This window comes from Cryobacterium suzukii (assembly GCF_004403185.1).
Lineage (GTDB): Bacteria > Actinomycetota > Actinomycetes > Actinomycetales > Microbacteriaceae > Cryobacterium > Cryobacterium suzukii.
Genome location: NZ_SOHJ01000011.1, coordinates 224270 through 248637, shown reverse-complemented (window position 1 = coordinate 248637; position 24368 = coordinate 224270). Strand labels below are relative to the sequence as shown.

24 protein-coding genes are annotated in these 24368 nt (G+C 63.2%); 22 read left to right on the top strand and 2 right to left on the bottom strand.

Features of this window, described 5'->3' with window-relative positions; genetic code table 11:
- The first annotated feature begins 27 nt into the window (after positions 1 to 27).
- The 8 genes from lysA (at position 28) to E3T39_RS10900 (ending at position 9949) form a co-directional block, all read left to right on the top strand.
- Positions 28 to 1440: a diaminopimelate decarboxylase gene (lysA, locus tag E3T39_RS10935; RefSeq protein ID WP_134515199.1), complete on the top strand. Its 1413-nt coding sequence runs from the start codon at positions 28 to 30 to the stop codon at positions 1438 to 1440.
- Complete coding sequence (locus E3T39_RS10930) at positions 1437 to 2774, top strand: homoserine dehydrogenase (protein ID WP_241979657.1); 1338 nt, start codon at positions 1437 to 1439, stop codon at positions 2772 to 2774. Before lysA ends, E3T39_RS10930 begins: the two co-directional genes overlap by 4 nt.
- Positions 2774 to 3901 (top strand): threonine synthase, encoded by a 1128-nt coding sequence (gene thrC / locus E3T39_RS10925; RefSeq protein ID WP_134515197.1) that lies wholly within the window; start codon positions 2774 to 2776, stop codon positions 3899 to 3901. Before E3T39_RS10930 ends, thrC begins: the two co-directional genes overlap by 1 nt.
- Positions 3898 to 4845, top strand: coding sequence for a homoserine kinase (gene thrB / locus E3T39_RS10920; RefSeq protein WP_134515195.1), 948 nt, complete (start codon positions 3898 to 3900; stop codon positions 4843 to 4845). The genes thrC and thrB overlap by 4 nt, the downstream gene beginning before the upstream one ends.
- Before the next feature lie 268 nt (positions 4846 to 5113).
- Entirely contained in the window at positions 5114 to 7558 is a 2445-nt protein-coding gene (gene rho / locus E3T39_RS10915; RefSeq protein WP_134515193.1) for a transcription termination factor Rho, read from the top strand.
- Positions 7558 to 8637 carry a peptide chain release factor 1 gene (prfA, locus tag E3T39_RS10910; RefSeq protein ID WP_092109373.1) on the top strand — a complete coding sequence of 360 codons (1080 nt, stop codon included), beginning with the start codon at positions 7558 to 7560 and terminating at the stop codon, positions 8635 to 8637. The genes rho and prfA overlap by 1 nt, the downstream gene beginning before the upstream one ends.
- Before the next feature lie 110 nt (positions 8638 to 8747).
- Positions 8748 to 9452, top strand: a complete 705-nt coding sequence (locus E3T39_RS10905; RefSeq protein ID WP_134515191.1) for a peptidoglycan-binding protein — start codon at positions 8748 to 8750, stop codon at positions 9450 to 9452.
- A gap of 2 nt (positions 9453 to 9454) precedes the next feature.
- Complete coding sequence (locus E3T39_RS10900) at positions 9455 to 9949, top strand: hypothetical protein (protein WP_134515189.1); 495 nt, start codon at positions 9455 to 9457, stop codon at positions 9947 to 9949.
- Positions 9950 to 10091: 142 nt separating this feature from the next.
- Here E3T39_RS10900 and epsC read toward each other — a convergent pair whose 3' ends face one another.
- Together epsC and cysK are read right to left on the bottom strand one after the other, a co-directional pair.
- Positions 10092 to 10679, bottom strand: coding sequence for a serine O-acetyltransferase EpsC (gene epsC / locus E3T39_RS10895; protein WP_134515187.1), 588 nt, complete (start codon positions 10677 to 10679; stop codon positions 10092 to 10094).
- A gap of 21 nt (positions 10680 to 10700) precedes the next feature.
- Positions 10701 to 11636, bottom strand: coding sequence for a cysteine synthase A (gene cysK / locus E3T39_RS10890; protein WP_134515185.1), 936 nt, complete (start codon positions 11634 to 11636; stop codon positions 10701 to 10703).
- Positions 11637 to 11750: 114 nt separating this feature from the next.
- Here cysK and prmC point away from each other — a divergent pair, with 114 nt between their 5' ends.
- From prmC to E3T39_RS10820, 14 genes are all read left to right on the top strand, one after another.
- Positions 11751 to 12635 carry a peptide chain release factor N(5)-glutamine methyltransferase gene (gene prmC / locus E3T39_RS10885; protein ID WP_134515183.1) on the top strand — a complete coding sequence of 295 codons (885 nt, stop codon included), beginning with the start codon at positions 11751 to 11753 and terminating at the stop codon, positions 12633 to 12635.
- Positions 12636 to 12717: 82 nt separating this feature from the next.
- Positions 12718 to 13539 carry an L-threonylcarbamoyladenylate synthase gene (locus tag E3T39_RS10880; protein WP_134515181.1) on the top strand — a complete coding sequence of 274 codons (822 nt, stop codon included), beginning with the start codon at positions 12718 to 12720 and terminating at the stop codon, positions 13537 to 13539.
- A 3-nt stretch (positions 13540 to 13542) separates the two neighbouring features.
- Positions 13543 to 14817 carry an MraY family glycosyltransferase gene (locus E3T39_RS10875; protein WP_134515179.1) on the top strand — a complete coding sequence of 425 codons (1275 nt, stop codon included), beginning with the start codon at positions 13543 to 13545 and terminating at the stop codon, positions 14815 to 14817.
- The gene (locus E3T39_RS10870) at positions 14814 to 15290 is read left to right on the top strand and encodes a Cg1360 family ATP-synthase-associated protein (RefSeq protein WP_134515177.1); all 477 of its coding nucleotides are present in this window, start codon (positions 14814 to 14816) and stop codon (positions 15288 to 15290) included. The genes E3T39_RS10875 and E3T39_RS10870 overlap by 4 nt, the downstream gene beginning before the upstream one ends.
- 194 nt (positions 15291 to 15484) lie before the next feature.
- Positions 15485 to 16273 (top strand): F0F1 ATP synthase subunit A, encoded by a 789-nt coding sequence (gene atpB / locus E3T39_RS10865; protein WP_105034434.1) that lies wholly within the window; start codon positions 15485 to 15487, stop codon positions 16271 to 16273.
- Positions 16274 to 16326: 53 nt separating this feature from the next.
- On the top strand, positions 16327 to 16566 hold the full coding sequence (gene atpE, locus E3T39_RS10860; RefSeq protein ID WP_104197089.1) for an ATP synthase F0 subunit C: 240 nt from the start codon (positions 16327 to 16329) through the stop codon (positions 16564 to 16566).
- Positions 16567 to 16595: 29 nt separating this feature from the next.
- Positions 16596 to 17174, top strand: a complete 579-nt coding sequence (locus E3T39_RS10855; RefSeq protein ID WP_134515783.1) for a F0F1 ATP synthase subunit B — start codon at positions 16596 to 16598, stop codon at positions 17172 to 17174.
- A 3-nt stretch (positions 17175 to 17177) separates the two neighbouring features.
- Positions 17178 to 17993: a F0F1 ATP synthase subunit delta gene (locus E3T39_RS10850; RefSeq protein ID WP_134515175.1), complete on the top strand. Its 816-nt coding sequence runs from the start codon at positions 17178 to 17180 to the stop codon at positions 17991 to 17993.
- A gap of 102 nt (positions 17994 to 18095) precedes the next feature.
- A complete protein-coding gene (gene atpA, locus E3T39_RS10845; RefSeq protein ID WP_105034528.1) occupies positions 18096 to 19733 on the top strand; it encodes a F0F1 ATP synthase subunit alpha in 1638 nt (545 codons plus the stop codon).
- 62 nt (positions 19734 to 19795) lie between these two features.
- The gene (locus E3T39_RS10840) at positions 19796 to 20698 is read left to right on the top strand and encodes a F0F1 ATP synthase subunit gamma (protein WP_134460102.1); all 903 of its coding nucleotides are present in this window, start codon (positions 19796 to 19798) and stop codon (positions 20696 to 20698) included.
- Positions 20699 to 20732: 34 nt separating this feature from the next.
- Positions 20733 to 22196 (top strand): F0F1 ATP synthase subunit beta, encoded by a 1464-nt coding sequence (gene atpD / locus E3T39_RS10835; RefSeq protein WP_134515173.1) that lies wholly within the window; start codon positions 20733 to 20735, stop codon positions 22194 to 22196.
- Positions 22197 to 22198: 2 nt separating this feature from the next.
- Entirely contained in the window at positions 22199 to 22471 is a 273-nt protein-coding gene (locus E3T39_RS10830) for a F0F1 ATP synthase subunit epsilon (RefSeq protein ID WP_134515172.1), read from the top strand.
- Positions 22472 to 22487: 16 nt separating this feature from the next.
- The gene (locus tag E3T39_RS10825; protein WP_134515170.1) at positions 22488 to 23315 is read left to right on the top strand and encodes a YaaA family protein; all 828 of its coding nucleotides are present in this window, start codon (positions 22488 to 22490) and stop codon (positions 23313 to 23315) included.
- Positions 23312 to 24355, top strand: a complete 1044-nt coding sequence (locus E3T39_RS10820; RefSeq protein WP_478213416.1) for a malate dehydrogenase — start codon at positions 23312 to 23314, stop codon at positions 24353 to 24355. Before E3T39_RS10825 ends, E3T39_RS10820 begins: the two co-directional genes overlap by 4 nt.
- The last annotated feature ends 13 nt before the right edge of the window (positions 24356 to 24368 follow it).

The following is a 24368-nucleotide window of genomic DNA, read 5'->3' as shown; positions in this document are numbered from 1 at the left end:
CCCTTCGACTCTCGTGAGGTACTTCCCGTGAAACCTGCAGCAAACCCGCTGGCGCCCGACTGGCTGCGCCTACCCGCTGACGCCAATGAGCTCGCGCCCGGACTGTGGCCCTCGTCGGCGACCCGCAACAGCACCGGCGAGCTCGTGCTCGGCAACGTGAGCGCCACGGCCCTCGCCGCCGAATTCGGCACCCCCCTCTACGTCATCGACGAAGCGGATGCCCGCGCCAGCGCCGCCGAATTGCTGGCCGTGTTCCAAGCCGAGTTCGCCCGCATCGGCACGAGCGCCAAGGTGTATTACGCCGGCAAGGCTTTTCTCTCGACCGAGGTAGTGCGTTGGATGATCGCTGCCGGGCTCAACATCGACGTGTGCAGCGGCGGCGAACTGGCCGTTGCTCTGGCCGGCGGCGCCGATCCGGCCCGGCTCGGCTTTCACGGCAATAACAAGTCCCTGACCGAACTCGATCAAGCCACCCGGGTCGGTGTGGGAACGATCGTGATCGACAGCGAGGTCGAAATTGGTCGTGTCGCCGAAGCAGCCGCCCGAAACGGTCGGGTGCAGAACGTGCGCCTGCGCGTAAACAGTGGCGTGCACGCGCACACCCACGATTTTCTGGCCACCTCCCACGAAGACCAGAAATTTGGCATCGTGCTCACCGACGCTCCAAGGCTCGTCGCACGTATTCGCGCCGAACCCACCCTCAATTTCGTCGGCCTGCACTGCCACATCGGCTCCCAGATCTTCGGTGCCGACGGATTCGCCGAGTCGGCCGCCCGACTGCTCGATCTGCACGCCGCACTGCTCGTCGATGGCCCGATACCCGAGCTCAACCTCGGCGGCGGCTTCGGCATTGCCTACACGAGTGCCGACGAACCCACCCCGATTCGCGAACTGGCCGTCGCCCTGGCCGACATCGTCGCCACCGAGTGCGCGCGGCTGAACATTCCGCTGCCGATCGTCGCGTTCGAACCCGGCCGCGTCATCATCGGTCGCGCCGGCGTGAGCCTCTACCGGGTCGGCACAACCAAGGCCGTCGATGTCTCCGGCACCTCACGGCTCTACGTGAGCGTCGACGGTGGAATGAGCGATAACGTGCGGCCCGCCCTGTACGGCGCCGATTATGCTGTGCGCCTCGCTGATCGTGCGTCGAGCGCTCCGCCAGTGCTCGTGCGCATCGCCGGCAAACACTGCGAGAGCGGCGACATCGTGGTCGATGCCGACTATTTGCCCGATGATGTGGCCCCCGGCGACCTGCTCGCTGTGCCTGCCACCGGCGCTTACTGCTGGGCACTGTCCAACAACTACAACTTTCAGGGCCGTGCGCCCGTCGTCGCTGTACTCGACGGCACAGCACGCGTGCTCGTGCGTGGCGAAACAATTGCCGACTTGCTCGCGCGGGACACCGGGGCGCAGCAGCCCTCCAACGGAGGAGAATCTTGAAGATCGAATACCGCAATTTGCGCGTAGCCCTCCTCGGCGGTGGATCCGTCGGCGCCCAGGTCGCCCGCCTGCTGCTGGAACAGGGTCCAGAACTCGCCAACCGCGTCGGGGCCACGCTCGAACTGGTCGGTATCGCGGTTCGCGATGTCAACGCGGAACGCTCTGTCGACCTGCCGCGAGAACTGTTCACGACCAACGCTGAGGAACTCATCCTCGGCGCCGATATCGTCATCGAACTGATGGGCGGCGTCGAGCCGGCCCGCAGCCACATTCTGCTCGCGATCAGCAGTGGAGCGGATGTTGTCACCGCCAACAAGGCGCTCCTGGCTCTCCACGGATCCGAACTGTTCGCGGCGGCGAACCAGGTCGGCGCCCAAATCAACTACGAGGCCGCGGTCGCCGGGGCTATCCCCATCGTGCGTCCGCTGCGGGAAAGCCTCGCCGGAGACCAGATCAAGCGAATCCTCGGCATCGTCAACGGCACCACCAACTTCATTCTCGACCGGATGGATACCGAAGGGTCCAGTCTCGAAGACGCGCTGGCCGAGGCGACCGCGCTCGGTTACGCGGAGGCCGATCCGACCGCCGACATCGGGGGCTACGACGCGGCGCAGAAAGCGGCCATTCTGGCGAGTCTGGCGTTTCACACGACGGTTCCGCTGTCATCCGTTTATCGCGAGGGCATCACCTCGGTCACCTCTGCGCAGATCGAATCGGCACGCAAGGCCGGTTATGTTGTGAAGCTGCTGGCCATCTGTGAACGTGTCACAGACGAGAACGGCGTGGACGGGGTTTCGGCACGGGTCTACCCGGCGATGGTGCCGCGCAACCATCCGCTCGCCGCGGTACACGGTGCGAACAATGCCGTCTTCGTCGAAGCGGAATCCGCCGGCAGCCTCATGTTCTACGGCGCCGGAGCCGGGGGAGTGGAGACGGCCTCGGCCGTGCTCGGCGACGTCGTCTCCATTGCCAGGCGTCACGTCGCCGGTGGACCGGGAGTCGCCGCATCGAGCTACGCTGCCCTGCCCGTCTTTGACATCGGCCGGGTGACCACACGCTATGCGGTCACCCTCGAGGTCACTGACGAACCCGGCGTACTCGCGACCATTGCGAGCGTGTTCAGTAAACGCATGGTCTCGTTGGCGCTCGTGGAACAATCCATGACACCGGCTGTGATGGCAACGCAGAGTCGCGCAGCCCGTTCAGCCACGGCTACCCTAGTAATCGGGACCCATGACGCAACGGAGGCCGCACTCGCCGCCACCGTGCAGGATCTGGCCACCAATAGTGTCGTCAGCGAAGTAGCATCCGTTTTGAGAGTTGAAGGAGTCTGATGTTTAGCCCAAGCGAGACCAGTGCCAACCTGACCAAGCCCGGCGCGATTGTCAGCCGTCAGTGGCGCGGGGTGCTGAACGAATACTCTGATCGGCTGAATATCTCCGCCGCGACCCCGATCATCACCCTGGGTGAGGGCGGGACACCGCTCATTCCAGCCGCCGCACTCTCCGCCCGCACCGGCGCCAAGGTCTGGATCAAGTTCGAGGGTATGAACCCGACCGGGTCGTTCAAGGACCGCGGCATGACCATGGCCATCTCCAAGGCCATGGAAGATGGCGCGAAGGCGGTCATCTGCGCCTCGACCGGCAACACCAGCGCCTCCGCTGCCGCCTATGCCACCCACGCCGGCATCACCGCGGCCGTGCTCGTGCCAGAGGGCAAGATCGCCATGGGCAAGCTCAGCCAGGCTGTCGCCCACAACGCGCAGCTGCTGCAGGTGCAGGGCAACTTCGACGACTGCCTCGACATCGCCCGTGACCTCGCCACCAACTACCCGGTGCACCTGGTCAACTCGGTCAACCCCGATCGCATCGAGGGCCAGAAGACGGCCGCGTTCGAGGTCGTCGAGGTGCTCGGTGACGCCCCCGACTTTCAATTCGTTCCGGTCGGCAACGCCGGCAACTACACGGCCTATTTTCGTGGTTACAGCGAAGAGGTCGCTCGCGGCGCGACCACCAAGCTGCCGCGCATGTTCGGCTTCCAGGCCTCCGGCAGCGCACCGATCGTGCTCGGCCACCGCGTCGAACACCCCGACACCATTGCGAGCGCCATCCGCATCGGCAACCCGGCATCCTGGGACCTCGCGCTGAACGCACGTGAGCAGAGCGACGGCTATTTCGGCGCTATCACCGACGAGAAGATTCTCGAAGCTCACCGCATTCTCTCTGCTGAGGTCGGAATTTTCGTGGAACCGGCATCCGCTATCGGTGTCGCCGGCCTGCTGGAGCGTGCCGAAGCTGGGTTTATTCCCCGCGGCTCGACCGTGGTCGTCACCGTGACCGGCCACGGTTTGAAAGACCCGCAGTGGGCGCTGCGTACCGCCGACGGCTCCGACGTTGCACCGACCATCGTTCCGGTGGACACCGCCGAAATCGCCAGCGTGCTCGGCCTGGCCAAGGCATGACCAGTCCCGTCTCGCTGATCGGCCGCGCCGTCTCGGTGCAGGTGCCGGCCACGACGGCCAACCTCGGCCCCGGCTTCGACACTCTCGGCCTGGCGCTGGCCAAATACGACCAGCTCGAGGTCACCGTGCGGAGCGAACCCGGTGTGTTCGTCGAGGTGCACGGTGTCGGCGCCGGGGTGGTCCCCACCGACGAGAGCAACCTGGTCGTGCGCGCCATCGCGCACGCCTTCGCCGCCGTCGGCCAGCCCATGCCAGGGCTCAACATCGTCGCGCACAACGTTATCCCGCACGGGCGAGGCCTGGGCTCGTCGGGCGCTGCGATCGTGTCGGGCATCATGGCGGCGAAAGGCCTGCTCGAGGGCATCGTCGATATCAATGCCGAAATGCTGCTCGTGCTCGCCACCGAGATGGAAGGACACCCCGACAACGTAGCGCCGGCGCTGTTCGGCGGCCTGACCATTGCCTGGACCACCCCGGAGGGGCCGCGTCACAAGAAGCTCATGGTGCACCGGGGCGTCAAGCCGCTGGTGTTCGTACCCGAGCAGGAAATGTCCACCGCGCTTGCGCGAAGCCTGCAGCCGGCCTCGGTGCCGCACGAGGATGCAGTCTTCAACCTCTCGCGCTCCGCGCTGCTCATCGCCGCGCTTATCCAGAGCCCCGAATTGTTGCTCGCCGCGACCGAAGACAAGCTGCACCAGAGCTACCGCGCCGCCGCCATGCCGGAGACAAACAAACTCATCACCCTGCTGCGCGCCGCCGGCTTCGCGGCCGTAGTGTCCGGTGCTGGACCATCTATTCTCGTGCTGGCGAGCGATCCGGGCCAGCGCCTGGTGGCGGCCGAACTCGTTGCGAGCAAATCCGATACCCCGTGGCGTTCCCTGATGCTGGCCGTCGACGTTCAGGGCGCTACCGTGCATCCGCTCACCCAGGAGAGCGCTGCGTAGCGAGCGTTCCGACGGACCGGCGCGCCGCGTGCGCGTCGGTCCGTCTGGCGGTGGAGTGCTATGGTTGAAGCGCACCCGATAGAAACCGCCTACGGCGACATCTTCTCCGGTGCATTCCCTCCCTCACTGCTATTGCGAATTCGTGCGTAGCTGTGTGTCTTTACACCAATCCCCTCCACTTGTCGGATTGGATCACCCGCAGCGCATTCGTCGCTGCATACATCTCCTGGCCTGAATTTTTGTTCGGCAGGGGAAAGGAACCCCTTTCGTGACTGATGTCAACCTCCGCGCCACTGGCTCGGATCTTCCCCGCCTGAGTACCCTTCGCGTGTCTGAGCTTCAGGCTCTGGCGCTTGAATTGAAAATCCCCGGCGCCTCCAAACTTCGTAAAGGAGAACTCGTGAACGCAATCGAAACCGCTCAGGCCGACACGAGCGCCGCTGCTCCGGTCGAGACTGCTCCGGTAGTCGAGCCTGCCCCGGTCGAGTCTGCCCCGGTCGAGCCTGCTCCCGAGAGCGCACCGATCGCGAACCTGGCTGAGGCACTCGAAACGGTCCCGCGCAAGCGTGCACCGCGTCGCGCCAGTACCGCTACCGCCGCTCCCGCCAAGTCCCACGTCAATGCCGACGCCAGCACCGGATTCGGTATCATCCTGCCCGATGCTCCGGCGGCTGGCTCGCGGATCGCGCGTAATGCTCGTGGCGCGGCGGCATCCAGCGCCGTCGCTCCCACCGTTGACGACGCTGCAACCGCCGCATCCGACACCGACAAGCCGGTTCGGCAGGCACGCAAGCGCGTGCAAGTATCACCCGTCCACCGCGATGATGCGGCCGCCGCGGTCGTCGAGTCCTCGGATGCCCCGGCGGATGCGTCCGCCGATGCACCCGTCGAGGCCACGCCGTCCGCTCGCCGTCCATCCCGCCGCGCTTCGTCGCAGCGCGCAGCCGGTGTGGTTGCCGATGAGTCGGCCGCTGAGCCAAACGATGTCGTCGTCGATACTCCTGAAGCTGACGATTTCGCCGACTCGGCCGAGTCGGCCGACGAGGCAATCGACCAGACAAACGATTCCGCGGCACCCCGTCAAGGGCGGAGCCGGAGCCGGAGCCGCGGCGGTGACCGTGCGCAGGGTGCCGATCGCAACCAGGGTGACCCAAGCACCCAGAACCAGAACGCCCAGAACCAGAACGACCGCGGTCAGAACGACCGCAACCAGAACGACCGCAACCAGAACGACCGCAACCAGAACGGCACTAACGACGAGGGCATGACCCGGGCGCAGAGCCAGCGTCAGGCTCGCAACGAGCGCAATCAGGAACGCAATCAGGAGCGTGCCCAGGCCCAGGCCGACCGCAATCAGGGTCAGAACGATCGTGGCCAGGACCGCAACCAAGGTCAGAACGACCGTGGACCGGATCGCAACCAGGGCCAAGATCGCAACCAGGGTCCCGATCGGCTCGACGACGACCTGAACGGTCGCGGCAACCGCAACCGGTATCGTGACCGCAAACGTCGCGGCCCGAACCAGGGCGATGACTTCGAACCCGAGGTCAACGACGACGACGTACTGATTCCCGTCGCCGGAATCCTGGACGTGCTCGACAACTATGCGTTCGTGCGCACCTCGGGATATCTGCCCGGTGCGAGCGACGTTTACGTCTCGCTCGGTCAGGTCAAGAAGTACAATTTGCGCAAGGGTGACGCCGTTGTCGGCTCCATCCGCCAGCCGCACGAGGGTGACCAGTCCGGTCGTCAGAAGTACAACGCCATCGTCAAGGTCGACTCGATCAACGGTCAAACCGTTGAGGAGGCCGCGACCCGCGTCGACTTCCACAAGCTCACCCCGTTGTACCCGACGGAACGCCTGCGCCTCGAGACCGAGCCGGGCAAGCTGACCCAGCGCATCATCGACCTTGTTGCCCCGATCGGCAAGGGCCAGCGTGGCCTGATCGTCGCACCGCCCAAGGCAGGCAAGACCATCGTGATGCAGCAGATCGCCAACGCCATCGCCACCAATAACCCCGAGGTGCACCTCATGGTCGTTCTGGTCGATGAGCGCCCCGAAGAGGTCACCGACATGCAGCGCACGGTGAAGGGTGAGGTCATCGCCTCGACCTTCGACCGTCCTGCCGAAGACCACACCGTTGTCGCCGAGCTCGCCATCGAGCGTGCCAAGCGTCTGGTCGAACTGGGTCACGATGTCGTCGTGCTGCTCGACTCGATCACCCGCCTCGGCCGCGCCTACAACCTCGTCGCCCCGGCCTCTGGTCGAATTCTGTCGGGCGGCGTCGACGCATCCGCTCTGTATCCGCCGAAGCGTTTCTTCGGTGCGGCGCGCAACATCGAGAACGGTGGCTCCCTCACCATTCTCGCTTCCGCGCTCGTTGAGACCGGTTCCAAGATGGACGAGGTCATCTTCGAAGAGTTCAAGGGCACCGGCAACATGGAACTGCGTTTGTCGCGTCAGTTGGCCGACAAGCGTATTTTCCCCGCCGTCGATGTGAACGCCTCGGGCACTCGTCGCGAAGAAATGCTGATGAGCCCCGATGAAGTAAAGGTCACCTGGAAGCTGCGTCGCGCCCTCGCCGGGCTCGAGCAGCAGCAAGCTCTCGAACTCATCCTCGGCCGTCTCAAGGAGACTACGTCGAACGTTGAATTCCTCATGCAGGTTCAGAAGTCGATGCCGACCCTGAACGGGTCAGACAAGGACAAGTAATGTTCGAATCCGTCCTCACGCTGCTGGCCGAGCACGATGACCTGCAGTCGCAGTTGGCGGATCCGGAGCTGCACGCGAATCCGGCCCGTTCGAAGAAGGTCAACCGGCGCTATGCCGAGTTGAGCCGCATCATCGCTGCGTATCACGAGTGGAAAGAGGTTGACGATAACCTCGAGGCCGCTCGTGAGCTCGCCGACGAAGATGCTGCCTTTGCCGAAGAAATTCCGGATCTGGTGGAACAGCTTGATGTCACGGCTGAGAAGCTGCGACGCCTGCTGATTCCGCGCGACGAACTCGACGCCCGCGACGTGATCATGGAGATCAAGATGGGGGAGGGCGGTGCCGAATCGGCGCTGTTCGCCGCCGATCTGCTGCGCATGTACCTGCACTACGCCGAGTCGAATCGCTGGAAGACCGAGATCATCGAGCAGACCTCGAGCGACCTCGGCGGCATCAAAGACATTCAGCTGGCGATCAAGGGCAATTCAAGCGACCCGGCCGAGGGCGTGTGGGCGCACCTGAAGTATGAGGGCGGCGTGCACCGCGTGCAGCGGGTGCCGGCGACCGAGTCTCAGGGGCGCATTCACACCTCCGCGGCCGGAGTGCTCGTCTTCCCCGAGGTCGACGAGCCCGAAGAGGTCGAGCTGCACCCGAACGATCTCAAAATCGACGTGTACCGCTCGAGTGGCCCTGGTGGTCAGTCGGTCAACACCACCGACTCCGCCGTGCGCATCACCCACCTCCCCACCGGAATCGTCGTCGCGATGCAAAACGAGAAGTCGCAGCTGCAGAACAAGGAAGCCGGCATGCGTGTTTTGCGGGCCAGGGTTCTGGCCCGCCAGCAAGAGGAGATCGACGCGGCGGCCTCGCTCGTGCGCAAGGGGCAGATTCGCACCATGGATCGATCCGAGCGCATCCGCACGTACAACTTTCCGGAGAACCGCATCGCCGACCACCGCACCGGCTACAAGGCATACAACCTTGACGCCGTTATGAACGGTGCCCTCGGCCCCGTCATCGACTCCTGCATCCACGCCGACGAGGAGACCCGCCTGGCAGAGTTGGGCGACCCCGAGTAGCCCATTGGGCATTCACGACTGGGCGCGGAACTGACGGTGAATACTTCAAGTTCTCCTTGACACCCCTTCGAGTGTCATGGCAACGTAGTCGTTGAAGGCGCTCCTGACAGGTGGTGGCCGCTCGGTCGACCGGGGCGAGCGCTGTTCATACAGGGGGAGATTTGATGCAAAACCCATCTATCTGCGCGCCTAAATCCAAACGGGGAACGCGGTTTAGCACCGTGTCCGCCGTTCTTCTGGCTTTGGGCTTCGCGCTCATCCCGGCAACCGGGGCGAGTGCCGCGACGACGCTGTGCACGACGACGCTGCAGGAGGGCAGCAACGGCTCCTGCGTAATTTCCTTGCAGGGTCGTCTAAATGAACTTGGAGGGACCCTCGCCGTTGACGGTGCGTTCGGGCCGGCCACGGAAGACGCCGTTATGGCCTTTCAGGGCCGGTCTCGGATCGGATTCGACGGCATCGTCGGCGCGACCACCCGCAGTTACCTCAATAATCCGGGTTCGGTCAATTTGAACCGCGTGTCGTCCACGACGGTGACGAACTACATCAACGCGGTCTTCGGGGCGAACGCGCCGACGGCGCGCAAGATCGCCAGCTGCGAGAGCGGTCTGAACGAGATTGCCGTTAACAACAACACCAATGGTTCGTCCGACCTCGGCGTGTTCCAAATGAACACCGTCCACGCTGGCAGCGACCGAACCACATTCATTCACGACATGTTGTTCTACCAGGCGAACATCCAGAAGGCGCATAGCTTGTTTGTCTCTTCTGGAGGATTCGGTCCGTGGTATTCGAGCCAAAGCTGCTGGGGGTAATCATGAAAAACAAAGTCGTCACCGTACTGATCGGTTCGCTCCTGGCCGCTCTCACCGTATTCGGGGTCAGCGCGCCGGCCCACGCCGCCACCAAAGTCTCGCAGTCCTCGGCGGCGTCTCAGTTCTCTGCCGCCGGGATCACCTGGAGTTCGAGTGGAGGATGCACGACACGATCCAACTCGACCTGCACCTCCTTCGAGCAGATGAACCAAACCTCGGTGTCTGGGCTGATCACGCTGAAGAATGCGAGTGGTTGTTCGATCAACATCACCGGCGGAACCGAGGTCGGTCATGCATCCGGAACCTACAGCCACTACAACGGATACAAGATAGACATTTCGAAGTACAGCTGCGTCGGTGCCTACATCACCGGTTCGTTCGCCAGAATCGCCAACCGCAGCGACGGTGCCGCACAGTATAAGTCTGGTTCCGGCAACATCTATGCCGACGAGGGCAGCCACTGGGACATCACCTATTACAACTGCGGCGGGTGCTGACGTCCTCGAAGGATCGGCTTGACCTCGCATAGCAGGCACGAAAAGAAGGCACCGTCGATCGGAAACGACGGTGCCTTCTTGGAAACACCAGCCAGGGAACAAGATAGAGCGGTGTGAACCGAACCTGCCCCGGGAGGGTCAGCTAGAGGTAGTACTCGGGATCGAGGGTCCCTCCGCGGGCGGACTCGACCGCTTCAGGGGTTTGCGGACGAATCGTCGCCGGTACGCCGATCAGCAGGGAGCGCGGCGGGGAATCCTTGGTCACGACGGCGTTCGAGCCGATCGTGCTCCAGGCCCCGATCGTGATCGGGCCGAGCACCTTGGCGCCCGCCCCCACAGTGACGCCATCATCGAGAAACGGATGCCGCCGCACCCCCCGCGCATGCCCGTGACGGCTCTTGCCGCCCAGCGTCACGGCGTGGTACAGCATTACATCGTCGCCGAGCACGGCCGTCTCCCCAATCACAACGCCCATGCCGTGGTCGATGAACAGCCTGCGGCCGATCGTAGCCCCCGGATGAATCTCAATTCCGGTGAGAAATCGGGTCACCTGGGACAGCAGGCGTGCGGGCAGATGGAGCCCGGCACGCCACAGGCGATTGGCGACCCGGTACGACCAGACCGCGTGCAGCCCGCTGTAGGCCAGGAACACCTCGGTGTTGCTGCGCGCGGCGGGGTCGTGGGTGCGCGCAGCCGCGACGTCTTCGCGTAGGCGCAGGAAAGAATTCATTGAAGGGCAGGCAGCGTTCTCTTAGTCCAGCAGGTCTTCGTAGAGCACGGTCGAGATGTACCGCTCGCCGAAGCCGGGAACGATGACGACAATGGTCTTACCAGCGTTCTCGGGGAGTTTTGCCTGCTCGAGCGCAGCCCAGACAGCGGCGCCGCCGGAGATGCCGCCGAGGATTCCCTCATCGGTGCCGAGTGAGCGCGCTGTGGCGAGCGAGTTGGCCAGGGTCACGTCGGTGATCGAGTCGTAAACGCTGCGGTCGAGGGTTTCCGGAACGAAGTTGGCGCCGAGGCCCTGAATCTTGTGCGGGCCAGGCTTGCCGCCGGTGAGAATAGGGGAGTCGATCGGCTCGACGCCGACGACCTTGAGACCCGGCTTCTGCTCCTTGAGGTAGCCGCCAGCGCCCGAGAGAGTGCCGCCGGTACCGATGCCAGCGACGAGAATGTCGACCGTACCCTCGGTGTCGTTCCAAATCTCCACACCGGTGGTCGCGCGGTGGACGGCCGGGTTGGCCGGGTTTGTGAATTGGCTCGCCAGTACAGCGCCCGGGGTGTTCGCTACGATCTCGGCGGCCTTTTCGACCGCTCCGCGCATGCCGTCGGCCCCGGCGGTCAGTACGATCTCCGCGCCGTACGCCCGCATCATGACGCGGCGTTCCTTACTCATCGTTTCGGGCATGGCCAGAATGACGGTGTAACCGCGGGCCGCGCCGACCATGGCGAGGGCGATGCCCGTGTTGCCGCTGGTCGCTTCAACGATGGTTCCACCCGGCTTGAGCGAACCGTCCTTCTCAGCTGCGTTGATGATTGCAACACCGATGCGATCCTTCACGCTGCTCGAGGGGTTGTAAAACTCAAGCTTCGCAAGCACGGTGGCGCCGAGGCCCTCGGTCAAACGGTTCAGCTTGACGAGGGGGGTCCCACCGACGGCTTCGGTGATGTCGGAATAGATCTTGGGCACGTGATCAACTTTCGTTCGGTGAAATTCGGCTAAATCCCATGCAATTGGGTGGGCGGGCCGTCTCCAGCCTATGGCCCACGGCTACTAACGTCCGGGTGCGTTACATTTCACTACGTGCCTTCTTCAGATTCTGCCCCGCTTGCCACCCTGACCTCCCTGCGTAACCGAGCGATCAGCCTGCTCGCCGCGGCCGGCATCACCGACCCCGAAGTTGACGCCGACCTGCTGATCGGCCACGTTCTCGGCCAGAGCCGCGGCGAAGTGCAGGCCGGCAGCATCCTGAATCGACCGGTCAGCCAAGCGGATGCCGCCACCATTGAGACCATGCTCGCCCGCCGTGGCAGGCGCGAACCACTGCAGCACATCACTGGGCGGGCCCCGTTCCGGTCGTTGTCGTTGAACGTGGGTCCAGGTGTCTTCGTGCCACGGCCCGAAACCGAACAGGTCGCCCAGTTCGCCATCGACGCCCTGCGGTCGATGCCCGATCCGGAGCCGATTGGCGTCGACCTGGGCACAGGGAGCGGCGCGATCGCGTTGGCTCTGGCCACCGAGGTGCCGCACGCGCGCATCTTCGCGATTGAGAACTCGCCGGAGGCATTTTCGTGGACCACTCGAAACTTTACGGAAGTGGCCGCCGAAAACGCAGTTCTCGCCTTCGGTGATCTCGCGGACGCGTTCGTGGAACTCGACGGTACGGTTGCCGTCGTTATCTCCAATCCACCGTACATTCCAGCCGATGCGATTCCCCGCGACCCAGAGGTGCGTCTGTTCGACCCCGCCCACGCCCTGTTCGGCGGCCCGGACGGCCTCGACGTTGTGCGCAGCGTGTCGGCGACCGGGTTGCGGCTGCTACGCCCCGGCGGGGTGCTCGTGATCGAGCACGGCGAGCTGCAGGGTGCCGCGATCAGGGAGTTGCTGGCGTTCGATGGGTGGCGCGCCCCCGCCACCCACCGCGACTACACCAGCCGAGACCGGGCTACGACAGCACTTCGGCCCTAAAGAGCACGCGCCCACACCGTCGTTCAAACGCACAGCCCGCGAATCCGCTCTTCACAACCGCACTGGGTTAGAATTGCCGGAAATGACACGCATCTACGATTGCACGAGCGACTCGCACGCGAGCGAAGACTACCAAGCGCACATTGCACTGGCGCGCACGGCCATCGGACGCGGGGCGCTCGTCGTCATCCCGACCGACACGGTCTATGGCGTTGCCGCTGACGCATTCAACGCCGAAGCGGTTCAGCTGCTCCTCGACGCGAAGGGCCGAAGTCGGCAGTCGCCGCCGCCGGTGCTCATTCCGGGCATCCCCACCCTCGACGCTCTCGCCGTGGACGTGCCGCAGCCGGTACGCGACCTGGTCGCGGCGTTCTGGCCAGGCGGACTCACGGTCATCGTCAATGCCCAGCCCTCGCTGGTCTGGGATCTCGGTGAGACCCGTGGCACCGTGGCACTGCGCATGCCGAGCAACCAGGTCGCCCTCGACCTGCTCGCGGAGACCGGCCCGCTCGCCGTGTCCAGCGCAAACCTCAGCGGCATGCCGGCCACCGTCGACGCCCAGGCTGCCGCAGCCGCGCTCGGCGAGAGCGTCGAAATGTACCTCGACGGTGGAACCGCCGGCAGCACCTATGACAGCGTGTTTAGTCAGACCAGCGACGTGTCGTCGACGATCGTGGACGCCTCCGGTTTCGAGAACAACGGTGGTTTTCTGCACATCGTGCGGAGCGGCGTTATCTCTCGCGAGGCCATCGCGGACGTCCTGGGTGACGTGCTCGCGGCCGTGCCGGTTATTCCCGGGACACCGGCGGAGCCGGCTGAAACGGATGCTGCGCCAACCATCGTTGCCCCGTCTCAGGATGACAGCACGGACGGCGCGCACGATGGAACGGATGCCAGCCGGTAGCCCATGACCCTTTTCGTTCTACTCGCGCTCGTTTCGGCGATCGTCACCTTCGTGCTGTCGATCGTGGTCTACAAACTCAGCCACAAGTACCGCCTGTACCCGAAAATTCGCGAACGCGACGTGCACACCCGGCCCACCCCGCGCCTCGGCGGCATCGCCATGTTCCTCGGAATTCTCGTGGCTTTCGGCGTCGCGTATCTCATTTCGGCTCCCTTTGCCCCGCTCCGCCTGGTCTTTGCCAATCCACAACAGATTCTCGCGATCCTCGGCGCTGCCCTTCTGATTGTGCTGGTCGGCGTCGCCGACGACATCTGGGACCTCGACTGGATGACGAAGCTCGCTGGGCAATTCATTGCCGCCGGGCTCGTTGCTTGGCAAGGCGTACAAATCTATTCCCTGCCGATCGGCGGACTGACGCTCTGGAGCGGCCGGACGTCGATCATAGTCACGGTCGTCGCCATCGTCGTCGTCATGAACATGATCAACTTCATCGACGGCCTGGACGGCCTCGTCACCGGCGTGGCCCTGATCGCCAACGGGGTCTTCTTTCTCTACAGCTACCTGCTCGTGCGAGACACCTCACCGACCAACTACTTCAACCTTGCCTCGCTCATTGCCGCCATCCTGGTCGGCGCCTGTGTCGGTTTTCTCCCCTTGAACTGGCACCCGGCCAAGATGTTCATGGGTGACGCCGGTGCGCTTCTGGTTGGCCTGCTCATGGCAACGAGCGCGATCGCCATCACCGGACAGATCGATCTGACGGCGATCAATCGCTCCCAGCTGTTTCCGGCCTTCATCCCCCTCCTGCTGCCGGTGGCGATCATGATCATCCCGCTGCTCGACTTCGGGCTGGCCGTGATCCGTCGCGTGCACGCCGGCAAATCACCTTTCAGCGCCGACCGAAAACACCTGCACCACCGGCTGCTCGACATGGGACACTCCCACCTGCACGCCGTGCTGATCTTTTATGGGTGGACAGCAGCAGCATCCATCGGATGCCTGCTCTACTACATCCTGCCGGTCTACTTCGGGCTGCCGACCTGGTACGCGACCATCTTTGTGGTCACGTCGCTGCTGATCTGCACCATCGTCACGCTCGCTCCGCTCGGCCGCCGCAAGACCGGTGAATGGATCAGCCAGTCGGCACCGGCGCAGATGGCAGTGCTGGACAAATTTGACCCGCTGGACGAGGCCGCTGCGCCCACGACAGAACTATCAGCCCCAACGACGACACGAGCGACCGCCTCCGCGGCGGCGCCTGCCGAGGAGAACGTATGACCAGCGCCACCCCACCCGTTTCCACGCAGCCCACCTCGATCCCCGTGCTGCGCCGCATCCTGATCTACGGGGGATATGTCGCCCTCGCCATCGCCGTGGTGGGCTCGATCATCGGCTTCCTCGTCGCCGGCGGCACCGGTGTGCTCAGTGCCCTGATCGGCACGATCATGTCGGTAGCCTTCATGGGCATCACGGCTGGCAGTATCCTCCTGGCCAATCGCGTCGCCGGTAACGAATCCGCCATCGGCGGCTTCTTCGGCATCATCATGGGCGGCTGGTTGCTCAAATTCGTCGTCTTTCTGGTGCTGCTCGTGGTGCTGCAGGATCGCGAGTGGATTCAACCGATGGTGCTGTTCTTCTGCATCGTCGCCGGCGTCGTGGGTTCCCTTGTCGTGGACGCTGTCGTGGTTCTGAAGAGCCGGATGCCCTACGTCGGCGACGTCAAACTGCCCCCCGCCCCGGTCGATGAGTAACCCTTCGACCCATTCGCCCACTGATCCTGCTCTCGATTCGGCTCCGCGCCTGATCTTTGCTAGAGTAAACACCGATCCCACCCCGGTTTGCACATGCTTTTCAGCGGCGTAAACCTGCCCCATTCGTCGTTGCGCGAGCAGAGCTCACCGCCCCGAAACAGGAGAAAGCGCTGCTAGAAATCGCCGTAAACCTGATGGTCCCGTCTGCCACCGGCGACGGTGAATTCCACGGTCCCTCCATCAATGAGTTCTTCCCCGACGTAATATTTTTTGCTAATACTCCGTTCGAGATCAACCGCATAATTCTGATTCGCTTCATTGCGGTCGCCGTTCTGATGCTGGTCTTCTGGCTTGGCACTCGCCGAATGAAGATCATTCCGACCCGCGGCCAGAGTCTGGCCGAAATGGGACTCGACTTCGTTCGCGTCAACATCGCTGAAGACCTGCTCGGTAAGAAAGATGGCAAGCGTTTTCTGCCGCTTCTGACCACCATCTTCTTCATGGTGTTGTTCATGAACCTCACGGGAATCATTCCCTTCCTCAACATTGCCGGTACCTCGGTGGTCGGGGTTCCGCTGCTTCTCGGTGTCATCGCCTACGCAACGTTTATTTATGCCGGCGTCAAGAAGAGCCCGGCGAAATTCTTCCGGAACTCGCTGTTCCCGCCCGGGGTACCGGTATTCCTGTACATCATCGTGACGCCGATCGAGTTCATCTCGACGTTCCTGGTGCGACCTTTCACCCTCACGCTCCGACTGATGATGAACATGATCGTCGGACACCTTCTGCTCGTGCTGTTCTTCAGCGCAACTCAGTTCTTCTTCTTCACTGCGGATGGCGGGTTCAAGCTCTTCGGCGCTGGCACCCTCGTCTTCGGCTTCGCCTTCACGCTCTTCGAAGTGCTGATTGCCGTCCTCCAGGCTTACATTTTTGCCCTACTCACCGCCGTCTACATCCAGCTCGCGCTGGCTGAGGAACACTAGACACTTTAGGAATCCGGCACTCGCCGAATTCACCATCACGGAAGGAAACATACGTGGACGCAACAACCGTTCTCGCGGAAATCAACGGAAACATCGCGACCGTCGGTTATGGCCTCGCAGCCATCGGCCCGGCAATTGGTATCGGTATCGTCGTTGGCAAGACCATCGAAGGTGTCGCGCGTCAGCCTGAACTGGCCGGCCGCCTGCAGGTGCTGATGTACATCGGTATCGCCTTCACCGAGGCGCTCGCCTTCATTGGCATCGCCACGTACTTTATTTTCACCGGCGTCTAAACCTCTTCACTATCTAGTTAGGAGGCATGATGCTTCACGCAGTAATTGCAGCCGCAACTGAAGAAGCGGCTAAGAACCCGCTCATTCCGGAGTGGTACGACATCATTTGGTCGGCGGTTTGCTTTGTCGTGATTTTCTTCTTCTTCTGGAAGCTTGTGCTTCCCAAGATGCAGAAGCTTCTTGACGATCGTGCAGAAGCCATCGAGGGCAACATCGCCAAGGCCGATGACGCGCAGCGCAAGGCCGAAGCTGCACTCGTGCAGTACACGGCCCAGCTTGCTGACGCTCGCGCCGAAGCCGGTCAGATTCGTGACCAGGCCCGCACCGATGGCCAGCGCATTGTCGCTGAGCACAAGGAACAAGCAGCTGCCGAAGCGGGTCGCATCGCGGCCAGTGCCAAGGCGCAGATCGAAGCCGAACGTCAGGCCGCCGTCGTGTCTCTTCGCAGCGAGGTCGGCACCCTTGCCATTGACCTCGCCTCGGGTGTCATCGGTGAAAGCCTGTCCGACGACGCGAAGGCCAGTGCCATCGTCGATCGTTTCCTGGCCGAACTCGAAGCCAGCGAAGTACCAGCTCAAGCAGCAGCTCCAGCAGCAGGAAAGATCTAGCAAATGGGAAGCGCCACCAGAGAAGCACTCGCCACATCGAGGGCGGCATTGTCCGTTCCCGGCGGCACGACTGATCTGGCGACGGGCGAAAGCCTATTCGGCGCCGGTCGCGTCATTGGTTCGTCGTCCCAGCTGTTGTCGGCACTCGGCGATGCGTCGGCGGATGCTGCGGCCAAAGTCACCCTCGTGCGCGCGGTTTTCGGCGCAAGTGTGACGCCTCGGGCGCTCGACCTGCTCGCCGCGGCAGTGTCCGAACGCTGGTCCAGCCACGACGACCTGCTAGCCGGGATCGAGGAATTGGGCCTGCGGGCTATGGCCCTGTCTGTTTCGTCCGGTGGGGCTTCACTCGCCGGCACGTCGATCGAAGGTGAACTATTCGCCTTTGGTACGACGGTGTCCTCCGACGCTGACCTCGAGCTGGCACTGGCCAGCAAGCTCGGAAAGCCGGGCGCCAAAGCAGCCCTGGTTGAAAAGCTTCTGGCGGGCAAAGTCTCCGGTCAGACGCTCGCCATTGTTCGTCACCTGGTGCAGCAGCCTCGCGGCCGCCGCATCGGTGAGCTGCTGCGACACGCAGCAGCCGTCGTCGCGGACGAGTCTGGCACGTCGATCGCTACCATCACGTCGGCAAGTGTTCTCACAGCCGACCAGGTCGCCCGCTTGCAGAAGAACCTCCAAGTGCGTCACGGACGAGCACTCACCATCAACCAGGTCGTTGACCCGGAATTGGTCGGTGGCGTTCGCGTACAAATCGGTGATTTGGTCATCGACGGCAGCATTGCAACCCGCCTGGCGGACTTGAGACTCCAGCTCGCTCGCTGAGTCACCTCAGCAGCACCATAAACCCAGCAGTACCAGATGACTCAGGACGGCAGCGTCCTCGAACAGACAGAACCTGTACAGCCGTACAGAAAAGGGAAGATGATGGCAGAACTAACGATCAGCCCCGATGAGATCCGTGGCGCTCTCCAGGACTTCGTCAAGTCCTACGAGCCGAACAAGACATCAACGACCGAGGTTGGCTACGTCACCACGGCCGGCGACGGTATCGCCCACGTTGAGGGCTTGCCCGGCGTGATGGCAAACGAACTCATCAAGTTTGCCGATGGCACCCTGGGCCTGGCCCAGAACCTCGACGAGGATGAGATCGGCGTCGTCGTGCTCGGCGAGTTCGGCGGCATCGTTGAGGGCATGGAGGTGCACCGCACTGGCGAGGTACTCTCCGTTCCCGTTGGTGACGGCTACCTCGGCCGTGTCGTCGACCCGCTCGGCGCGCCCATTGACGGACTCGGCGACATCGCAACCGAAGGCCGTCGTGCCCTCGAGCTGCAGGCGCCCGGCGTCATGAGCCGCAAGTCGGTTCATGAGCCGATGCAGACCGGCATCAAGGCCATCGACGCCATGATCCCGATCGGCCGTGGCCAGCGTCAACTGATCATCGGTGACCGCCAGACCGGCAAGACGGCGATCGCGATCGACACCATCATCAACCAGAAGGCCAACTGGGAGTCCGGCGACACGAACAAGCAGGTTCGTTGCATCTACGTCGCCATCGGACAGAAGGGCTCCACCATCGCTTCGGTGAAGGGTGCCCTCGAGGATGCCGGAGCGATGGAGTACACCACCATCGTCGCCGCTCCCGCTTCTGACCCGGCGGGCTTCAAGTACCTGGCCCCGTACACCGGCTCGGCCATCGGCCAGCACTGGATGTACGCCGGCAAGCACGTTCTCATCGTCTTCGATGACCTGTCCAAGCAGGCCGAGGCCTACCGTGCCGTGTCACTCCTGCTGCGTCGCCCGCCGGGACGCGAAGCGTACCCCGGAGACGTGTTCTACCTGCACTCCCGTCTGCTTGAGCGTTGTGCCAAGCTCTCCGACGAGCTCGGCGCCGGCTCGATGACCGGTCTTCCGATCATCGAAACCAAGGCCAACGACGTTGCCGCCTACATTCCGACCAACGTGATTTCGATTACCGACGGTCAGATCTTCCTGCAGTCCGACCTGTTCAACGCTAACCAGCGTCCCGCTGTTGACGTTGGTATCTCGGTCTCCCGCGTCGGTGGCGACGCGCAGGTCAAGTCGATCAAGAAGGTTTCCGGCACGCTGAAGCTCGAGTTGGCCCAGTACCGTTCACTCGAAGCCTTCGCCATGTTCGCCTCCGACCTCGACGCGGCCAGCCGTCGTCAGCTCGCCCGCGGAGCCCGCCTCACTGAGCTGCTGCGTCAGCCGCAGTACTCGCCGTACCCCGTCGAGGACCAGGTCGTCTCTATCTGGGCCGGCATCAACGGCAAGCTCGACGAGGTTCCCGTTGCCGACGTGCTGCGCTTCGAGCGCGAGTTGCTCGACTTCCTGGGGCGCAGCACCGAAATCCTGAAGACCCTGCGCGAGACCAACGTCCTCTCCGATGAGACCGTTACCGCTCTCACCGCCGGCGTGGACAAGTTCAAACTCGAATTCCAGACCGGTGAGGGCAAGCCGCTCGCGTCGGTGGGCAAAGAAAAGTTTGAAGCCATTGCCGTTGAAGACGTCAACCAGGAAAAGATCGTCAAGCACCGCCGCTAGTCGCTGATTGCGACCTGCAGTACAACTGACGACACCAAACTGAAAGACAAGGAAGCAGACACATGGGAGCGCAACTTCGGGTCTACCGGCAGAAGATCAAGTCTGCCCAGACGACCAAGAAGATCACTCGGGCCATGGAGCTGATCTCCGCCTCGCGCATCCAGAAAGCGCAGGCGCGAGTCGCTGCGTCGACCCCGTATTCGCGAGCGGTGACGCGAGCCGTCTCAGCGGTGGCCACGTACTCGAACGTTGAGCACGTGCTCACCACTGAGCCGGAGAAGATCGAGCGCGCAGCGGTCGTTATCTTCGCCTCCGACCGAGGTTTGGCCGGCGCGTTCAGCTCACAGGTTTTGCGGGAGGCAGAGTCGCTCAGCGAGCTGCTCCGTGGCCAGGGCAAGGAGATCTCCTATTTCCTGATCGGCCGCAAGGCCATCGCCTACTTCAGCTTTCGCAACCGCACGTCGGAGCGAGTCTGGACCGGCGGAACCGATCAGCCGCAGTTTGAAACGGCCAAGGAAATTGGCGAAGCACTGCTGGAGTCATTCCTCACGGACTACTCCGACGGCGGCGTCGACGAGATTCACATCGTTTACAACCGTTTCGTCAGCATGGTCACGCAGGTCCCCGAAGTTGTTCGGCTGCTTCCCCTCGAGGTCGTTGAGGGGGTGGAAGAACCCGGCGACAACAAGGTTCTTCCGCTCTACGAGTTCGAGCCCGACGTTGAAACGGTTTTGGACAGCCTCCTCCCGGTGTACATCGAGAGTCGTCTGTTCAACGCCATGCTGCAGTCGGCGGCGTCCGAGCACGCGAGTCGCCAGAAGGCGATGAAGTCGGCCAGCGACAACGCCGACAAGCTGATCACGGACTACACACGCTTGTCGAACAACGCGCGTCAGTCTGAGATTACCCAGCAGATTTCCGAGATCGTGGGTGGAGCCGACGCGCTCTCATCCGCTAAGAAGTAGTTCACATGTCCCATGGGCAAGAGAAGAGAGAGCAATGACTGACACCGCAATCGCGCCAGTCCGGGCGGAGGACACGGCCGGCTCTGTTGGCCGCATCGCGCGCGTCACGGGCCCCGTTGTCGACATCGAGTTTCCGCATGACTCGATCCCCGGCATCTACAACGCCCTGAAGACCACGATCACCATCGGTGACGAGTCGAATGAGATCACTCTCGAGGTTGCACTGCACCTCGGTGACGACCTCGTTCGCGCCATCGCGCTGAACCCGACCGACGGACTCGTCCGCGGCCAGGAAGTACGCGACACCGGCAGCCCCATCACGGTTCCGGTCGGAAACGTCACCAAGGGCAAGGTCTTCAACGTCATCGGCGATGTCCTCAACGCCCAGCCCGGCGAGAAGATCGAAATCACCGAACGCTGGCCCATTCACCGTAAGCCGCCGGCTTTCGACCAGCTCGAGTCCAAGACTCAACTGTTCGAAACCGGTATCAAGGTCATCGACCTTCTGACGCCGTATGTTCTCGGTGGAAAGATCGGCCTGTTCGGTGGTGCCGGAGTCGGCAAGACCGTCCTCATCCAGGAAATGATCCAGCGCGTTGCGCAGGACCACGGTGGAGTATCGGTGTTCGCCGGAGTCGGTGAGCGTACCCGTGAGGGCAACGACCTCATTGCCGAGATGGAAGAAGCTGGCGTTTTCGACAAGACCGCGCTAGTCTTCGGCCAGATGGACGAGCCGCCGGGAACGCGTCTGCGCGTCGCCCTCTCCGCCCTCACCATGGCTGAGTACTTCCGCGACGTGGAGAAGCAAGACGTCTTGCTCTTCATCGACAACATCTTCCGTTTCACCCAGGCCGGTTCCGAGGTGTCGACCCTGCTGGGCCGGATGCCGTCCGCCGTGGGCTACCAGCCCAACCTGGCCGACGAGATGGGCATTTTGCAGGAGCGCATCACGTCGACCCGCGGTCACTCGATCACCTCGCTGCAGGCGATCTACGTTCCTGCCGACGACTACACCGACCCCGCACCGGCGACCACCTTCGCCCACCTGGACGCTACGACCGAGCTGTCCCGAGCGATCGCGTCAAAGGGCCTGTACCCGGCCGTCGATCCGCTCACCTCGACCAGCCGTATCCTCGACCCCCGCTACCTGGGTGCCGATCACTACAACACGGCCGTTCGCGTCAAGGCCATCCTGCAGAAGAACAAGGAACTCCAGGAGATCATCGCGATCCTCGGTGTTGACGAGCTCTCTGAGGAAGACAAGGTCACGGTTTCCCGTGCCCGCCGCATCGAGCAGTTCCTGTCGCAGAACACCTACATGGCGAAGAAGTTCACCGGTGTCGAGGGCTCCACTGTTCCGCTCAAGGACACCATCGAGTCGTTCACGGCCATTGCCAACGGTGACTTCGACCACGTGGCCGAGCAGGCTTTCTTCAACGTCGGTGGCATCAACGACGTCGAAGAGAAGTGGGCTCAGATTCAGAAGGAGAACGACTAAGCATGGCGAAGTCGTTGTCCGTCAGCGTTGTTTCGGCCGACCATCAGGTGTGGACCGGCGAGGTGAGCATGGTTGTCGCCAAGACCGTCGAGGGCGAGATCGGCATCCTGGCCGGGCACGAACCGATGTTGGCGATTCTGGCCGCGGGTGACGTGCGTCTCACCCTGCCAGACGGCTCCAAGGTTCTCGCCCGGGCTGAGGATGGATTCTTGTCGGTCGACAACGACATGGTCACCATCGTGGCCCGCAAGGCTGAGCTCGTGGGTTCCAAATAGCCCGTCTGAAACACCAGTGCTGATACTGCTTCCGCCGTCGGAGACGAAACGCTCCGGCGGCGAAGCTGTACCCCTGGACTGGACAAAACTGGCCTACCCGACCCTGAACGTGAAGCGTCGGGTACTGGCGCGGGCGCTCGTAACGCTGACGCGGCATCCAGAGGCTGCCCGCACCGCCCTCAAGCTGGGACGCACACAGCTGTTCGAGATTGACCGCAACCGTGAGTTACTGACCTCTCCGACCCTTCCGGTAATCGACCGCTACACCGGGGTGCTTTTCGACGGCCTGGATGCTGCGACCCTCTCAGGACCGAGGCGCGAATTCGCGCACGCTCATTTGGTCGTGCACTCCGCACTGCTTGGGCCGATCGCCGCCCTCGATCCGATACCGGCGTACCGACTGTCCCACGATTCGCGAGTGCCGGGTGTCACGCTGGCCAACCACACTCTCAAACAGCACTGGAGCGGCGATATTCAGCGGCTCCTGGGCCGGACCGACGGACTGCTGCTCGACCTGAGGTCTGAGGCGTATGTAGCCCTGGGCGCCCGACCCGTGCGGCCGGAGTCACTGTACCTGCGGGTGGTCGCCGACGACGGAGACGGTCAGAAGCGTGCCCTGAACCACTTCAATAAGAAGTCCAAGGGCGAGTTCACCCGGGCTCTGCTCGAACACGAACACAATTTCACGAACGCGCGCGAACTCATCCGCTGGGCTGGATCGGTCGGAATCCGACTAGACCATGGCGCACCCGGTGAACTCGAGCTCGTCGTAGAACAGCACCTCGCCGCCCCAGGGCGCGCGGCCTCATCGACGATCTATACCGGGGTTAGGCTGGGCGCGTGAGTTCAGACACCAGTACGTTCCGCTCAGCGATCAATGTTCCCATCCTTCGGCAGCCGGTCAATGTGACTGTCACCGGAGCAGGCGGACAGATTGGTTACGCGCTGCTCTTTCGCATTGCCGCTGGCGCACTGCTGGGACCAACGACGCCCATCCGTCTCACCCTGCTGGAAATACCCCAGGGGCGGAAGGCCGCGGAGGGCACCGCGCTCGAACTTGAGGACTGTGCCTTCGGCCTGCTGCGCGGGGTAACGGTCACCGATGACCCTGCGGTCGCATTCGAGGGAGTGAATATCGCACTGCTCGTCGGATCGCGCCCACGCGGGCCTGGCATGGAACGTGCCGACCTTCTGGAGGCCAACGGCCGTATTTTCGCACCGCAGGGGGCAGCCATCAACGCTGGTGCGGCCGATGACGTGCGCGTACTGGTGGTGGGCAATCCAGCCAATACAAATGCCCTCATCGCCGCCGCACACGCGCCGGATGTGCCGAGTGACCGTTTCACTGCCATGACCCGGCTCGACCACAACCGGGCTGTCGGACAATTGGCCAGCCACCTCGACGTCTCAGTCGGGGCGATTCAGGGGCTGACCGTCTGGGGAAACCACTCGGCCAGTCAATACCCGGATATCTTCCACGCCACCGCAGAAGGCCGAGCGGTTCGCGATCTCGTCGACGAGCAATGGCTGGCGGCGACCTTCATCCCGCGAGTTGCCCAGCGCGGGTCGGAGATTATTGCCGTGCGGGGAGGCTCCTCGGTCGCTTCCGCCGCCAACGCGGCCATCGACCATGTGGGCGACTGGGTCACCGGCCGCGGCGTCGACTGGACCAGCGCCGGGGTCGTTTCCGATGGCTCCTACGATGTTCCGCCCGGCTTGGTGTGCTCGTTCCCGGTGCGATCGGTTGACGGGAATTGGCACATCGTGAGCGGGCTACAACTCAACGACTTCTCGCGCAATCGAATCCAGGCATCCGTTGCAGAACTTGTGGAGGAACGCGACGCCGTGCGGGCGCTCGGCCTGCTGCCCTTGGGGCGTCGCTGAATTCACGGTCACA